This window comes from Methylobacterium sp. J-048, assembly GCF_022829515.1.
In the GTDB taxonomy this organism is placed as follows: domain Bacteria; phylum Pseudomonadota; class Alphaproteobacteria; order Rhizobiales; family Beijerinckiaceae; genus Methylobacterium.
The window spans coordinates 1-14,174 of record NZ_JAKSYL010000223.1; the positions used below are offsets into that span (position 1 = coordinate 1).

14 protein-coding genes are annotated in these 14,174 nt (G+C 69.4%); 8 read left to right on the forward strand and 6 right to left on the reverse strand.

Going from position 1 to position 14,174, the window contains the following annotated elements:
• Positions 1 to 165: 165 nt before the first annotated feature.
• Both MKL09_RS21450 and MKL09_RS21455 read right to left on the reverse strand, forming a co-directional pair.
• Entirely contained in the window at positions 166 to 624 is a 459-nt protein-coding gene (locus MKL09_RS21450; protein ID WP_244023507.1) for a response regulator, read from the reverse strand.
• Positions 625 to 632: 8 nt separating this feature from the next.
• Positions 633 to 1,100 (reverse strand): BLUF domain-containing protein, encoded by a 468-nt coding sequence (locus MKL09_RS21455; RefSeq protein WP_244023509.1) that lies wholly within the window; start codon positions 1,098 to 1,100, stop codon positions 633 to 635.
• Positions 1,101 to 1,401: 301 nt separating this feature from the next.
• Here MKL09_RS21455 and MKL09_RS21460 point away from each other — a divergent pair, with 301 nt between their 5' ends.
• From MKL09_RS21460 to MKL09_RS21480, 5 genes are all read left to right on the forward strand, one after another.
• On the forward strand, positions 1,402 to 2,781 hold the full coding sequence (locus tag MKL09_RS21460) for a flagellar hook protein FlgE (protein ID WP_244023511.1): 1,380 nt from the start codon (positions 1,402 to 1,404) through the stop codon (positions 2,779 to 2,781).
• Between the two features lie 34 nt (positions 2,782 to 2,815).
• Positions 2,816 to 4,717 carry a flagellar hook-associated protein FlgK gene (flgK, locus tag MKL09_RS21465; RefSeq protein WP_244023513.1) on the forward strand — a complete coding sequence of 634 codons (1,902 nt, stop codon included), beginning with the start codon at positions 2,816 to 2,818 and terminating at the stop codon, positions 4,715 to 4,717.
• A gap of 2 nt (positions 4,718 to 4,719) precedes the next feature.
• Positions 4,720 to 6,321, forward strand: a complete 1,602-nt coding sequence (locus tag MKL09_RS21470; protein ID WP_244023515.1) for a flagellin — start codon at positions 4,720 to 4,722, stop codon at positions 6,319 to 6,321.
• 116 nt (positions 6,322 to 6,437) lie between these two features.
• Positions 6,438 to 6,698: a hypothetical protein gene (locus tag MKL09_RS21475; RefSeq protein WP_244023517.1), complete on the forward strand. Its 261-nt coding sequence runs from the start codon at positions 6,438 to 6,440 to the stop codon at positions 6,696 to 6,698.
• A 1-nt stretch (position 6,699) separates the two neighbouring features.
• Positions 6,700 to 7,029 (forward strand): porin, encoded by a 330-nt coding sequence (locus tag MKL09_RS21480; RefSeq protein WP_244023519.1) that lies wholly within the window; start codon positions 6,700 to 6,702, stop codon positions 7,027 to 7,029.
• An 8-nt stretch (positions 7,030 to 7,037) separates the two neighbouring features.
• Here the strand turns inward: MKL09_RS21480 and MKL09_RS21485 are convergent, their stop codons facing one another.
• From MKL09_RS21485 to MKL09_RS21495, 3 genes are all read right to left on the reverse strand, one after another.
• Entirely contained in the window at positions 7,038 to 7,511 is a 474-nt protein-coding gene (locus MKL09_RS21485) for a hypothetical protein (RefSeq protein ID WP_244023521.1), read from the reverse strand.
• Positions 7,498 to 7,857, reverse strand: coding sequence for a rod-binding protein (locus MKL09_RS21490; protein ID WP_244023523.1), 360 nt, complete (start codon positions 7,855 to 7,857; stop codon positions 7,498 to 7,500). The genes MKL09_RS21485 and MKL09_RS21490 overlap by 14 nt, the downstream gene beginning before the upstream one ends.
• A gap of 76 nt (positions 7,858 to 7,933) precedes the next feature.
• A complete protein-coding gene (locus tag MKL09_RS21495) occupies positions 7,934 to 9,070 on the reverse strand; it encodes a flagellar basal body P-ring protein FlgI (protein WP_244023525.1) in 1,137 nt (378 codons plus the stop codon).
• A 243-nt stretch (positions 9,071 to 9,313) separates the two neighbouring features.
• On the opposite strand from MKL09_RS21495, the gene MKL09_RS21500 reads away from it, so the two are divergent.
• Positions 9,314 to 9,742, forward strand: coding sequence for a flagellar assembly protein FliX (locus tag MKL09_RS21500; RefSeq protein WP_244023527.1), 429 nt, complete (start codon positions 9,314 to 9,316; stop codon positions 9,740 to 9,742).
• A 55-nt stretch (positions 9,743 to 9,797) separates the two neighbouring features.
• Here MKL09_RS21500 and MKL09_RS21505 read toward each other — a convergent pair whose 3' ends face one another.
• Positions 9,798 to 11,294 (reverse strand): ATP-binding protein, encoded by a 1,497-nt coding sequence (locus tag MKL09_RS21505; RefSeq protein ID WP_244023529.1) that lies wholly within the window; start codon positions 11,292 to 11,294, stop codon positions 9,798 to 9,800.
• Positions 11,295 to 11,449: 155 nt separating this feature from the next.
• Between MKL09_RS21505 and MKL09_RS21510 the strand changes: the two genes are divergently transcribed.
• Complete coding sequence (locus MKL09_RS21510) at positions 11,450 to 12,697, forward strand: Hsp70 family protein (protein ID WP_244023531.1); 1,248 nt, start codon at positions 11,450 to 11,452, stop codon at positions 12,695 to 12,697.
• A 101-nt stretch (positions 12,698 to 12,798) separates the two neighbouring features.
• Positions 12,799 to 14,172, forward strand: coding sequence for an MBOAT family O-acyltransferase (locus tag MKL09_RS21515; protein WP_244023532.1), 1,374 nt, complete (start codon positions 12,799 to 12,801; stop codon positions 14,170 to 14,172).
• The last annotated feature ends 2 nt before the right edge of the window (positions 14,173 to 14,174 follow it).

The following is a 14,174-nucleotide window of genomic DNA, read 5'->3' on the forward strand; positions in this document are numbered from 1 at the left end:
GTCCGGGGTCGTGGAAGGAACGGGCAGGCTCCCAAGCTGAGGTGCGGGCTTCAGTGCCCCAGGATGAGCCGGGGTCCTGCCCGTCGCCGCGGATCCGACCTTACCAGATCGGACGCCGACTGACTTACAAGGATGAGGGGATCTGGGTTGGAGACGCCGCGCTCCTCAAAACTTCCCCAGCATCGGGAAATCCGCCGTCAGCGTCGATTCCGCCGCGATCGGGGCGTCGCGCTTGCGCGGCTTGCGGTTGAGCACCTGCTTCAGCTTGCTTTTCAGCACCGCCATGTCGAACGGCTTGAGGATGAAGGCGTCCGCCCCGGCCTGGTGGGCGAGGTTGATGTCCTCGAAGTCGAAGGACGATTCGGTCAGCATGAACGGCGTGTTCATCAGCGCGTCGTCGGCGCGGATCTCGCGCAGCAGGCTCAGCCCGTCCATCGGCTCCATGGTCAGGTCGGAGATCACCAGGGCGTAGCGGCGCGTGCGCAGCCGCTCCAGGGCCTCGGCGGCCGTGGTGACCCCCTCGACGTCGGGGAAGCCGATCCGGGTCATCAGCATCACCTCGAGACGCAGGAGCTTCTCCTGGTCGTCGACGATGAGGATCGGGGGCGTATCGCTCTCGGGCATCGTTGCGCTCAGATGAAGAGGTGATCGATGCCCTGGCGGGACATCGCGTCGTTCTGGAGCGCCAGGCAGAGCCCGTGGATCGCCGTCGCCTTCGGAGTCCCGCGCTGGAGCATCGGCAGAAGGTTGGCCTTGGCGAACAGGCCGTCATTCGCCGCACTGCGCTGGGCGCTCTTGAAGGAGTGGACGAATTCGCGCTTGGCGATCTCCCGCCACTCGTTGATCTGGACGTCGCGGTGGCGCTGGTCGGCGCTGACCCGGTCGAAGGTCTCGTGCACCGACGAGCGCTCGCCCTCGATCACCTGGCAGGCGAAGTTGCCCTCGATGATCAGGAAGCTCGTGATCACCGAGAACTCGTTCTTCTTCTGTGCGACCCGGCCGATCTCGGCGATCTGCTCCGACCGCTTCGCGGGGTCCGACGACAGATTGAGGCGCGAGAAGTAGATGATGTGGACGAGGCTCGTCCGTTTCGCCCGCATGACCTCGAGATCCGCAATCCGTTCCGCTTCAGCGTGTTCGGGCAGGACGCGCCCAGCCCAGCTTAGTCCGCCTGCCATCCTCGCGCGAGCCGGATAACGCCCCGTAAACGCACAGACCCCACCCGTTCACATCGGCGTGGTTTCCGGTCCGGCAGAAATTGCCGGGTCGGCATCTCCGGCCGGTCAGCGTTGCCGAGCCCACTGCGCTCCAAGCCTTATCCGGCAAAGACTTAGCTCTGGCACGACGGTTGCGCTCGCTGGATCCTGCGGGCCATTGCGGCGCGTATCGGGATCGCATGCCATGGATCTTTTTACCGCCCTGCAGACCTCGGTCTCCGGACTGCAGGCGCAGTCCTACGCCATCAGCAACATCTCCGGGAACATCGCGAACTCGCAGACGACCGGATTCAAGCGGATCGACACCAGCTTCGTCGACATGATGTCCGAGACCACGCCGAAGCGCGAGGTTTCCGGCTCGGTCCTGGCCCAGTCGCAGCTCACCAACACGATCGCCGGCAACGTCGTGGCGTCGAGCGTCCCGACCAACATGGCGATCAACGGCACCGGCTTCTTCACGGTTGTGCAGAAGACCGGCGATTCGAACGGCGCCGCGACTTTCAGCGGCACGAACGTCTACACCCGCCGGGGCGACTTTTCGCAAGACAAGGACGGCTACCTGGTCAACGGCGCCGGCGGCTACCTGACCGGCACGAATCTCGACCCGGTCACCGGCCAGGCGACCAGCACCGGGCTGCTCAAGATCGGGAACACATCGCTTCCGGCCCAGCCCACGACCTCGATCACCTATGCGGCCAACCTTCCGGCGACGCCGGCCACCACCGCGTCGACCACGTCGGGCTCCGACGTCTACAACCAGCTTCCGGCGGCCGTGGTCCTGAGCGGGACCGGCCAGACCGGCGTCTCGGTGCCCTCGACGGGGGCCGGGACCTTCGTGAACAACAGCGTCGCGGGACCGTCCCTCACAGCCTACACGCAGACCGGCGCGCCGGTCACCTTGAGCACGCGCTGGGCGAAGGTGCAGGATGCCACCACGACGCCGTCGCAGCCGGCCGTCTGGAATCTCTATTACGCCTCCAATCCCTCGGCTTCGGCGAATTCCACGGCCTGGCAGAATGTCGGGACCGCGTTCACCTTCGACTCGACCGGCAAGCTCACGTCGCCCGCTACGAGCCCGGTCTCGCTCGGCAACGTGACGGTGGGCGACTACACCTTCTCGAACATGACCATGAATGTCGGCACCGCCGGCCTGACCCAATATGCCGACACGTCCGGTGCCGTGACCACGAACACGCTGAGCCAGAACGGCAACAGCGCCGGTACGCTGACCAGCGTCGCGATTGGCGAGGACGGCAAGATCAACGGCACGTTCTCGAACGGTTCGGTGCTGGGGCTCGCCACCGTCGGGATCGCCCAGTTCGCCAATCCCGACGGGCTGAAGGCCGATTCGAACGGCAACTACCTCCAGACCGCCGATTCCGGGCCGGCCCTCGTCGGGCTGAACGGCAGCACGATCACGGGCGCCAGCACGGAGCAGTCGAATACCGACATTGCCACCGAGTTCTCTAAGATGATCGTAACCCAGCAGGCCTACTCTGCGAATACACGGGTCATGTCGACGGCCCAGACGATGATGTCCGACCTGCTCAACGTGATCCGCTGAGTGAGGGCGCGATCCGAACCGCGGAGGCCGTGAGATGTCGCTGAACGCGCTTTCCACCGCGACCGCCGGGCTTGCGGCCACGCAGGCGGCGATCAACCTCGTCTCGCAGAACGTCGCCAATGCGGGCACGGCCGGCTACGTCAAGCGGACGCTCTCGACGGTCGCCACCGGGACCAACAATTCCGGTGTCGCCACCGGGACGATCACCCGCAGCTTCGATGCCGCCGCGCTGAAGCAGCTGCGGCTCGAGACCTCGGGGGCCGCCTATACCAGCACGAAGGCCGGCATCGCGTCCCAGCTCGACACGCTGTACGGGACGCCCGGCAGCTCGGCGTCGCTCGACGGCACGCTGAACACCTTCACCGAATCGCTGCAGGAGCTGTCCGCCAACCCGACCTCGGCGGCCGCCCGCACCACGGTGCTGAGCAACGCCTCGTCGCTGGCCAGCCAGATCAACGGCGCAGCCGCCTCGGTGCAGAACCTGCGCACCGGGGTCGAGGCGCAGCTCGGCACCGACACGCAATCGGCCAGCACCCTGCTGTCCAACGTCGCGAGCCTGAACGCCAAGATCCAGAACACCACCGACGCCTCGTCCCTGGCCGATCTCCAGGACCAGCGCGACCAGGTGATCAACACGCTCTCGAACTACATGGACGTCCAGACCGTCCCGCAGCGCGACGGCACCGTCTCGGTGCTGACCCAGTCGGGCGTGACCCTGGTCGATCGCGGCAATGCCGCGACGCTGAGTTTCGACGGGCACGGGACGCTGAGCGCCAATTCGAGCTACTCGACGGACCCGACGAAACGGACGGTCGGCACCATCACGGCGACGCTGCCGGGCGGCGGCAAGATCGATCTCGGGGCCCCCGGTGCCATCCGGTCGGGGAGCCTCGCCGCCGGGATCGAATTGCGCGACCAGACCCTGCCTCAGGCCCAGCGTCAGCTCGACGACCTTGCAGGCGGGCTCGCCAGCGCGCTCACCGACAAGTCCGTGACCGGCACGGTGACCGGTTCGTCGGCGGCGATCGACCTCACGGGCATCCAGGCCGGCAACAGCCTCACGATCCCGGTCACGGCCGCGGACGGCTCGGTCCGCAACGTCACGCTGATCGCCTCGAACAAGGCGACCACCGGGGTCGATCCGAGCCAGACCGACGATGCCAGCGGGCTCGCGCAGACCTTTGACATCTCCGGCGGTCCCTCGACCTACGCCAGCGCGATTGCGACCGCCCTGGCGGCGCTCAACACCCGGGCGACGGCGGCCGGCATCAAAAATGTCCCGAACCTCACGGCCACCGGCACCGGGGCGTCGGTCACGATCGGGCCGGCGCCTGCCAGCACCGACAAGGTTTCGGGCGCCAGCGCCAACATCACCCTGCCGACATCGCCGAGCGATCTGACCACGGGCTACCCGCAGATCGCTCTGTTCACCGATGTCTCCGCTGCGCCGCCGCCCGTCACCCAGCTGTTCACCGGCTCACTCGACAGCGGCTCACAGCTCACCGGCTTCGCGCAGCGGATCGCGGTCAATCCGGCGGTCTCCGGCAACACCTCGGCGCTGACCGCATCGAGCGCCACGGATACGAGCGCCTCGGGCGGTCGGGCGCAGGCGATCTTCGCGGCCCTGACCTCGACCCAGCAGACGTTCTCGTCGTCGAGCGGAATCGGCGGCGTCTCGGCGCCCTACCAGGCGAGCGTCGTCGGTTTCGCCCAGGACGTGATCGCCTCGCAGGGGGCCGCAGCCTCGAACGCGTCATCGCTCAACGATACCCAGCAGACCGCGCTCTCGACCGCGCAGAGCCGGTTCTCCGCGGGAGCGGGGGTCAATATCGACCAGGAAATGTCGAACCTGATCGCCCTGCAGACGGCTTACGGCGCCAATGCCCGGGTGCTGACCGCCGCCCGCGACATGCTCAACCAGCTGCTGCAGATCTGACCATGACGACGATCTCACCCTTCGCGGCCGGTTCCTACGTCGCCAACCGGAACACCTCGCAGCTGCTCACGCTGAAGAATCAGCTGAACGACCTGTCGAACCAGCTCTCCAGCGGCAAGGTCTCGCAGACCTATGGCGGCCTCGGCACCGGGCGCTCCACGGCGCTCGCCGCCCAGGCGACCTTGAGTGCGCTCGACGGCTACGGCGCCGGCATCACCGCCGCCCAGACCCGGACCGACCTCGCGGTCACCAGCCTGACCCAGGTCGCAAAGCTGGGCACCGACGCCCGCACCGCCCTGAACAACGGCCTGCAGAGCGTGGCGGCCAACACCACCGCGGGCCGCTCGATCGCGCTCGCCAACCTGCAGACGACCCTCGACACGCTCAACCAGTCGGCGGCGGGCAGCTACCTGTTCGGCGGCCGCGACGCCACGACCCAGCCGGTGCTCGATTCCGACACGATCCTCAACGGCACGACCGACAGCCAGGGCAACAAGCTTGCCGGCCTCACCTCACTCATCAACGAGCGTGTCACCGCGGAGCTGGGCTCGGGCGGCAACGGCCGGCTGACGCAGAGCTCGCCCAGCGCTACCTCCGTCCAGGTGACCGACGAGACCAACTCCGCGACCCGCGGCAAGTTCGGCTTCACCCTGACCGGCACTCCGACCACCACCGGAACGGCGCTCAACGCCTCCGTCACCGGCACCGGCCCGGCCTCGCTCAACGTGGGCCTGTCGGCCCAGCCCGCCGCCGGCGACAGCGTCAGCTTCGCGCTGAAGATGCCGGACGGCACCTCGACGACCGTGACGCTGACCGCGGCCACCAGCGCGGATTCGACCTCGACCACCAACTTCGCCATTGGGGCGAGCGTCACCGATACGATGAAGAACTTGTCCGCGACGCTGACCAACGCCCTCAAGGGCGCGGCCACCAGCACCCTGGCGGTGAACGCCACCGCTTCTGTCACACAGGACTTCTTTACCGGCTCGGCGAAGGGCGGCCCGAACGGGACCGGCATCATGCCCCAGCGCATTACCTACGATGCGAACAAGAACCCGGTCGGCTACACGCCCGCGACAGCGACCAACACGGTGCTCTGGTACCAGGGCGAGAACACCTACACGACGCCGGCGGATCCAACCAAGGCCGTGCCGACCTCCGCGCTCGACACGCAATCGGTCCAGGTCAGCGCTACGGGCAAGGTCGGCACCGGCGCGCGCGCCAACGACCCGACGATCCAGAACGTGCTCGCCGGCCTGGCGACCATGGCGTTCGCGCTGCCGACGACGAGCGACGCCAACACCAGCGCGACCTACCAGACGGTGGTCGACAAGGCCGGGACGCTGCTGTCGTCAGCCGACCAGACCAATCCCAGCGTCCAGGACACCGTCACGCAGCTGAGCGTCGCCTCGACGCGGCTCTCGAATGCCGCCACGACCAACACCGCCACCCAGACCACGGTCCAGAATACCCTCGACGGAATCGAACAGGCACCGACCGAAGAAGTCGTCGCCAAGCTGCTCGACGTCCAGAACCGGCTCCAGGCCAGCTACTCGGTCACGGCCTCGCTCTCGAAGCTCTCGCTGGTCAATTACATCAGCTGACGCCTCTCCGTAGGGCAAACGTCCCTCTTCCTGCACCGCGACCATAGTCTCGCCGCTTTCCCGCAGTGAAGCGCGGGTGGCGTTCGGCGCGATCGCCCGATCGAGGAGAGGTCCGCATGGCGCTGTCCGAACCCGTCCGCGCGGTCCGCCGCCTCGGCTCCGCGGCGCAGATCGGCGCGATCGTGATGGCCGAGCCGGCGATCGACGCCTCTCTCGACAATCATGGCCAGCCCGACGACCGCGCCATCGCCCTCGATATCCTGCTGCGCGACCTCGCGCGGCTGCAGTGTCTGGAGCCCGACCTCGACGGCGTCATCGGCGAAGTCGAGCACTACATCGATCTGCCGTACCGGGACCTCTCGCGGCGGGCCGCCTGAGATGCTGCATCTGCCGCTGACCGCCCTGGTTCTCGCGACCGCGGCCCTTGGTCTTGGCCCTGCCGAGGCCCGAGACCTCGAAAAAGCTCAGATCACGCCGTCCGTGATGCCGTGCCCGTCGAATGGCCCCGGCTTCGTGCGCCTGCCGGGCAGTGCGAGCTGTATCCGTGTCTCCGGCCGCGTCGCCGCGGGCGCGGATTTGCGGACCGGCCATGGGATCGGCGCATCGGGCACGCCCGCCGTCACCGGGCGCCTCGCGATCGACAACCGCGCGGATACGGATCTCGGCGAGGTGCGGACCTTCGTGCGGATCGGCAACGGCCGGCGCTGACGCGGCCGTCAAAGATTCCGTGACAGCACCAGCGGCCCGCTGCGCACGCCGCGGCCGTATGGGGAGGGGGCCGGGGCCTGCCGACCATAACCCGACGGCATCTGCGCCCGGCCGATCTCCTCCGCCAGCGATTTGATCAGCCCCTCCGAGACGGATTTCGCGCTGTCGAGGACCGATTGGTTCGCCTCCACGGCGACGGTGAAGCGGCGATGGGCGGCCCGCAGGGTCTCGACGCCGTCCGGGTTGAAGCGCTTCAGCGCCACGGCATTCGCCTTGGCGACTTCGAGGCCCTGCATGTAGGCGGCCGCCAGGGCGGCCTTGGGCTCGGCCGCGGCCAGGCCCTCGCGCAGACGCCCGGCCCGGACATGGGCGGCTTCCTCGGCCAGCACCGCCTCGAGCGCGGCCATGTTGGCCAGCACGCCCCCGACCAGCGCCTCCGCAGTGATCCGGTCGCCGACGCGCAGCGGCTCAGCCCTTTGCATTGCCGGCTCCATTGATGGTCGCGCCCTGCATCTTCATGATCTCACGGAACACCGAATCGGCGATGCCGACACCGCCGCTCTTCACGATCTGTCCCGCGTATTCCTTGGTCAGCATCGAGCGGTAGACGCCGCCGCCGGTGCCGTTCTCGCCGAGCGGGCCTTCGGTCCCGTCCGACTGGGTCATCCGGTCGAGGCTGTTCTCCAGGAACATCGACTCGAACTCGGTGGCGGTCTTGTGCGCCTTGGCCGTGTTGGCGGTCTTGAGGATGCCCTCGGACACGCTGCCCGCGATGGCGTTCCCGACGCTGGCGGCGGCATTGGCCGCGATGGTGGCGAGTGGCAGCATGATTTGGCCCTCCTGTCCTTCCTGGGGCATCGTCCCGAAAGCCGGCAACCGCCTTTCGGGACGATGCACGCGACAATCACATCAGTTCGATATCGGCCTGGAGCGCCCCGGCGGTCTTGATCGCCTGGAGGATCGAGATCAGGTCGCGGGGGCCGACGCCCAGGGCATTGAGCCCGTCGACCAGCTCGCGCAGGCTCACGCCCTCCTTGACCAGGGCCAGCTTGTTGCCGTCGCCGGTATCGACCTTCACGCTGGTGCGCGGCACCACGGTGGTGCGTCCGTTCGACAGGGGCGCCGGCTGGCTGACCTGCGGCTGCTCGCTGATCGTGACCGTGAGGTTGCCCTGGGCGATCGCCACCGTGGAGACGCGCACGTCGCGGCCCATCACGATGATGCCGGAGCGCTCGTCGACCACCACCCGGGCGGTCTGGTCCGGCTCGACCTTCAACTGTTCCACCTCGGTGATCAGGCGGATCATGTTGCCGTTGTACTTAGCCGGGATCTGGATCGTGACGGTCGCCGGATCGGTCGGCTCGGCCGTGTCGGCGCCCATGAAGTCGTTGATTGCTGCCGCGACCCGCTTGGAGGTGGTGAAGTCGGGGTTGCGCAGGGACAGGCGCAAAGCATGCGCGTCGTTCAGCTTGAACGCGATCTCGCGCTCGATATTGGCGCCGTTGGAGATGCGGCCGTTGGTCGGCACGCCCCGGGTGATCTTGGCGGCGTCGCCCTCGGCGGAGAACCCGGCGATCGCCACCGAGCCCTGCGCCAGGGCATAGACCTCGCCGTCGGCGCCGAGCAGCGGCGTCACCAGCAGCGTGCCGCCCTGGAGGGACTTGGCATCGCCGAGCGACGAGACGGTCACGTCGATGCGGGTGCCCTGCGCGGCGAACGGCGGGAGGCTCGCCGTCACCATCACGGCGGCGAGGTTCTGGGTGCGCATTGTGGCGCCCCGCGTGTTGACGCCCAGCCGCTCCAGCATCGCCTGCAGCGACTGCTTGGTGAACGGGATGTTGTTGAGCGTGTCGCCGGTGCCGTTGAGGCCGACCACGATACCGTAGCCGACGAGCTGGTTCTGGCGGACGCCCTCGATGGAGGCGAGGTCCTTCACCCGCGATAGGGCCAGCGCCGGGCCGCAGGCCGTCGCCAGCAGCAGCGCGCCGACGACCAGCGCGAGGGCCGATCCGAGGAGACTGAAGGGGTGGCTCGGGCGCATGCCGGGTTTTTCGAGGGTGAACGGACCTGCCCCTCTCCTGCCAGCCCCGTGCCAGCCGGCTTTTTTGGTTAAGTCTCTGAGAGACAATATCATTATGCGGCCGGTATGCGGACGCCGATTACGATCGACCGGCACCGAACCTGCCGACCCGGCAGCTTCTGCCGGCCTGTTTACCGGTGCTTAACCCTGCCGGCGCGAGTGTCCGGGGAGCGCAGGGGCGCCCGGAGCGACACGAACAGCATCATGCGCGTCGAGACTCGCCAGCCGATCCAGAATGCCGGTGGCGTCGCGGCCAAGGCCCGGGTCGAGGGCGGTCGCGGCTTCAGCCTGGACGCGGCGCCCACTTCCGCCTCGGGCACCGGCGCACCGGCCGCGGCGGCGACCCTGGCCGGGCTCGACGCGGTGCTGCTGCTTCAGGGCGAGACCGAGACCCCGCACGAGCGCCGCCGCCGCACGGCCAAGCGCGGCCACGACCTGCTCGACGGCCTCGACCGGCTGAAAGCCGCGCTCCTCGGCGGCCGCGTCGCCCCGCAGGACCTGCGCGCCATCGCCGGCCGCCTGGCCGAGCGCTCGGCGTCATCGGGGGATCCCCGGCTCGACGGGCTCATGGCCGAAATCGAGCTGCGCGCGGCGGTGGAACTGGCCAAGCTCGAAGGCCGGCGCAGCGAATAAATGCCCCGCCGTCCTTGCTTCGCTACGCTCGCAAGCACGGATCGCTTGACGATCGCTACCCCGCCCGCCGCTTCGGCCCGGTGGGCAGCATCTGTGGCTCGCCCGGGCCGGTCTCGACCCCGAGATCGGGCACCGCGATGATCGGCGCGCCGCGCAGGTCCTTGCGGGTGACAATCGCGCCGCGCTCCTCGAGATAGGCCAGCATCCGCCGGGCGCGGCCGCCCGAGCTGGTGCCGTAGGCGTCCGCCAGCATCGCGTCGGTGGGGCAGGGGGCGCCCTCGATCGCCGCCCGGGCGACCACCAGGAACAGGCCGGCGAGGTCGTCCGGCAGGCCGGCCGCGATTCCTTGCGCTCGCTCCCAGGTGGAATTGTCGGCGACCGTGCCGCCGGCCTCGGCCCGGGCGACCGCAAGCCGGCGCTTGAATTCCGGCAGGCCCATCGCGTCGCCGCGCAGGCGCCGGATGCGGCAGCGAACGGTGAAATCCTGGTAGAGCGTCGCGGGGGTGCAGGCGGCGGCGTCGGCATCGGCCAGCACGGAGGCCAGGACCTCGGCCAGCGCGGCTTCGCGGGCCTCCGGGTCCATCGGTTCCTCTTCGGGCTCCTCCACAGGGGCCGGGGGGCGATAGCTGGCGAGTTGGACCAGCACGTCCGGGGCCGCCACCGGGCGGGGCTTCGGGCGCGGCATCGGCGGCGCCAGGCTGTCGGCCGGGCTTGCCGTGAGGATCAGCGCCCGGGCATCCTTGGTCGGATCCGGGAGGGGAACCAGCACTGGCGATGAGGAACGGCTCACCGTCAGGGTCGGACCCACCGCAATGGTCAGAGGCCGCCGCGACAGGGCCGGCCCGAGCGCCACGAAGTGGCCCCGCGGCAGGTCGCGAAACGTCTCGGCCTGGCGGCGCTCCAATCCCAGAAGATCGGCGGCGCGGGCCATGTCGATATCGAGGAAGGTCCGGCCCATCAGGAAGTTGGAGGCCTCGGCCGCGACGTTCTTGGCCAGCTTGGCGAGGCGCTGGGTTGCGATCACGCCGGCGAGCCCGCGCTTGCGGCCGCGGCACATCAGGTTGGTCATGGCCCCGAGCGAGAGGCGGCGGGCCTCGTCCGAGACCTCGCCGGCCGCCGCGGGGGCGAAGAGCTGCGCCTCGTCCACCGCCACCAGCATCGGGTACCAATGGTCCCGGTCGGCGTCGAACAACCCGCCCAGGAACGCCGCAGCGGCGCGCATCTGCCCCTCGGCATCGAGATTCTCCAGCGACAGCACCACCGAGACCCGGTGCGTGCGCACCCGCGCGGCGATGCGCTGGAGGGCGACATCGTCGCCGTCGGCCTCCACGACCACGTGGCCGTAGCGGTCGGCGAGGCTGGCGAAATCGCCCTCCGGGTCGATCACCGCCTGCTGCACGAGCCCGGCGCTCTGCTCCAGCAGACGCCGAAGCAGGTGGGACTTGCCGGAGCCCGAATTGCCCTGGACCAGGAGCCGGGTGGCCAGCAGTTCGGTGAGGTCGAGCAGCGCCGGCTGCCCGCCGGTCAGGCCGAGATCGATATCGGAACGCATGGCCGCTCCATACCACGCCGAAACCGGATCCGTGCGTGCTCCGGATGCGCTGTCCACGCTTCCTGCGCGGCTGCAATGCCGCGGCCGCGCTGGACCCGGACGCCGCCGCCCTGTAGGGGCCGCCCTCCCTCGAAACAAACCGGATCCCCACCACGATGGCGGCCTGCGGCCTCGATTTCGGCACGTCGAACACCACCCTGGGGCACCTCGCGGCGGCGGGGCCGGCCCTGCTGCCGCTCGAGGGCGCGCACCGGACCATCCCCAGTGCAATCTTCTTCGAGCCGGGCGAGGCGCCGCTGATCGGCCGGGCCGCCACCGCCGCTTATGTCGACGGCCATGCCGGCAGGCTGATGCGCGGCCTGAAATCCGTGCTCGGCACACCCCTGATGGACGAGGCGACCCCGGTCGGCCGGGAGCGTCTGCGCCTGCGCGACATCATCGCCCGCTACCTCTCGGCCGTGAAGGCGCGCGCGGAGGCCGCCTGTGGGCAATCCCTCGACACCGTGGTCCATGGCCGCCCGGTGCATTTCGTCGACGGCGACGCGGAGGCCGACCGGCGGGCGGAGGATACGCTGCGCGACATCGCCCGCGACGTCGGCTTCCGGGAGGTCTCGTTCCAGTACGAGCCGATCGCGGCAGCCCTCGATTACGAGCGACAGGTCCAGTCGGAGGAGATCGCGCTGATCGCCGATATCGGCGGCGGCACCTCGGACTTCTCGATCGTGCGCCTGTCGCCCGAGCGGCGCGGCCGTCCGGACCGGGCCGGCGACATCCTGGCCAATGACGGCGTGCGCATCGGCGGCACCGATTTCGACCGGCAGTTGAGCCTCGGAACGGTGATGCCCCTGCTCGGCCTCGGCACCCCCATGCGGCGCGGGGACCTCGCGGTGCCGAACGCCTATTACCACGACCTCGCGACCTGGTCGGCGATCAACCGTCTCTACAACGCCAAGACCCTGCGCGAGATCGACGAGGTGATCCGCGACTGCGCCAAGCCCGACCTGGTGGCGCGCCTGCGCGCCGCGGTCGAGGGCGAGCGCGGCCACGCCTTGGCCGGGGCCGTGGAGGGCGCCAAGATCGCCGCTTCAGAAGCCGGAACGACGGATCTCGATCTCGGCCTGATCGAGTCGGGCCTCGCGGCTGAGGTGAGCCGCGACACCCTCTCGACCCAGACCGGCGACCTCGCCCGGGCGGTCGCCGCCCGGATCGCCCGCTGCCTCGCCCAGGCCGAGCTCGGACCGGAGCGGATCGACGCGCTGTTCCTCACCGGCGGCTCTACGGGCTTGCCGCACCTGCGCGCCGCGCTCACCGCCGCGCTGCCCGCGGCCCGGGTGGTGGAGGGCGATACGTTCGGGTCGGTGGGGCTGGGCCTGACCATCGAGGCGGGGCGGCGGGCGGGGTGAGCCTCCGCGATTGACGGGCCCGCCGCGATCCCCGACAAGGCGGGCGCCTCGCGCCCGGAGAGACCGGCGGCCCATCCTTCCCCTCCGCGCCGCCCCGCCCGATGCTGTTCAACTCCTTCGTCTTCCTCCTCGCCTTCCTGCCGGCCGCGCTGATCCTGCACGCGCTGGTCGCGCGCGCGGCGCCGGCCTGGCGGCTGCCGCTGCTCGTCGGCCTGTCCTTCGTGTTCTACGGCTGGTGGGATGTCCGGTTCGTGCCGCTGCTTGCCGGCTCGATCCTGGCGAACTGGTGCGTCGCCCGCGTCTATCGGCAGCGGCCCGGGCGGTGGCTGATCCCGGGGGCGATCGCCGCCAACCTCGCCCTGCTCGGGCTGTTCAAGTACCTCGACTTCTTCGCCGACCTCGCCAACCTGATCCCGGGTCTCGAGGCGCCGCGGCTCGGGCTGGCCCTGCCGCTCGGCATCTCGTTCTTCACCTTCCACCACATCATGTATCTGGCCGACCTGCGGGCCGGCCGTGCGCCGGCCTTCGGGCTAGTCAAATATGCCCTCTACATCGCCTTCTTCCCGCAGGTTCTCGCCGGCCCGCTCGTGCGCTGGAGCGAGATCATGCACCAGTTCGACGAGGCGCCCTACGCGCGTCCGGACGCCGCCGAGCGCTTCGCCCGCGGGCTGATGCTGCTCACGGTGGGTCTCGCCAAGAAGGTGTTTCTGGGCGATCCGCTCGCGGCTTACGTGAACCCGGTGTTCCAGGCGGCCGCCGCCGGCAAGGTGATCACCGTCGCGGAGGCGTGGCAGGCGACCCTGGGCTTCACCTTCCAGATCTATTTCGACTTCTCCGGCTATACCGACATGGCGCTCGGCATCGCGCTGCTGTTCGGGCTGGTGCTGCCGCAGAATTTCGACGCGCCCTATCGCGCTACCTCGCTGCGCGATTTCTGGCGGCGCTGGCACATGACCCTGTCGCGGTTCCTGCGCGACTACCTCTACATCCCGATGGGTGGGAACCGCCGCGGCCTGCCCCGGCAAGTCGGAGCGCTCGCCACCACCATGACGCTGGGCGGCCTCTGGCATGGGGCGGGGCTGACGTTTCTCGCCTGGGGCGCCCTGCACGGGCTCGGCCTCGGCGCCGGATTGCTGGCACGGCGGGCGCGGATTGCGGTTCCGGCGCCCCTCGGCTGGCTGCTCACCAGTCTGTTCGTGATGCTGACCTGGGTGCTGTTCCGGGCGACCAGCTTCGAGGCGGCGCTCGCGATCTTCAAGGGCCTGTTCGGGCTGGCGCCGCACGGCTCGGGCTTCAAGTGGCGCACCATCGCGGTGGCCGCCCTCATCGCCACGATCGGTCCGACCGCCTGGGCGGCGGTGCATCGCCTGCCGCCCCGGCGTCTCCTGGCCTTCGGCTTCGCGCTCCTGTTCGTCGTCGTCCTCCTCAAGATCGGGGACGATGCGAATTACGAGTTCATCTACTTCCAGTTTTGAGG

Excerpts from the sequence above, each read along its gene's own strand:
- MKL09_RS21450 (WP_244023507.1), bottom strand. The coding sequence starts at position 624 with ATGCCCGAGAGCGATACGCCCCCGATCCTCATCGTCGACGACCAGGAG.
- MKL09_RS21455 (WP_244023509.1), bottom strand. The coding sequence starts at position 1,100 with ATGCGGGCGAAACGGACGAGCCTCGTCCACATCATCTACTTCTCGCGC.
- MKL09_RS21460 (WP_244023511.1), top strand. The coding sequence starts at position 1,402 with ATGGATCTTTTTACCGCCCTGCAGACCTCGGTCTCCGGACTGCAGGCG.
- flgK (WP_244023513.1), top strand. The coding sequence starts at position 2,816 with ATGTCGCTGAACGCGCTTTCCACCGCGACCGCCGGGCTTGCGGCCACG.
- MKL09_RS21470 (WP_244023515.1), top strand. The coding sequence starts at position 4,720 with ATGACGACGATCTCACCCTTCGCGGCCGGTTCCTACGTCGCCAACCGG.
- MKL09_RS21475 (WP_244023517.1), top strand. The coding sequence starts at position 6,438 with ATGGCGCTGTCCGAACCCGTCCGCGCGGTCCGCCGCCTCGGCTCCGCG.
- MKL09_RS21480 (WP_244023519.1), top strand. The coding sequence starts at position 6,700 with ATGCTGCATCTGCCGCTGACCGCCCTGGTTCTCGCGACCGCGGCCCTT.
- MKL09_RS21485 (WP_244023521.1), bottom strand. The coding sequence starts at position 7,511 with ATGCAAAGGGCTGAGCCGCTGCGCGTCGGCGACCGGATCACTGCGGAG.
- MKL09_RS21490 (WP_244023523.1), bottom strand. The coding sequence starts at position 7,857 with ATGCTGCCACTCGCCACCATCGCGGCCAATGCCGCCGCCAGCGTCGGG.
- MKL09_RS21495 (WP_244023525.1), bottom strand. The coding sequence starts at position 9,070 with ATGCGCCCGAGCCACCCCTTCAGTCTCCTCGGATCGGCCCTCGCGCTG.
- MKL09_RS21500 (WP_244023527.1), top strand. The coding sequence starts at position 9,314 with ATGCGCGTCGAGACTCGCCAGCCGATCCAGAATGCCGGTGGCGTCGCG.
- MKL09_RS21505 (WP_244023529.1), bottom strand. The coding sequence starts at position 11,294 with ATGCGTTCCGATATCGATCTCGGCCTGACCGGCGGGCAGCCGGCGCTG.
- MKL09_RS21510 (WP_244023531.1), top strand. The coding sequence starts at position 11,450 with ATGGCGGCCTGCGGCCTCGATTTCGGCACGTCGAACACCACCCTGGGG.
- MKL09_RS21515 (WP_244023532.1), top strand. The coding sequence starts at position 12,799 with ATGCTGTTCAACTCCTTCGTCTTCCTCCTCGCCTTCCTGCCGGCCGCG.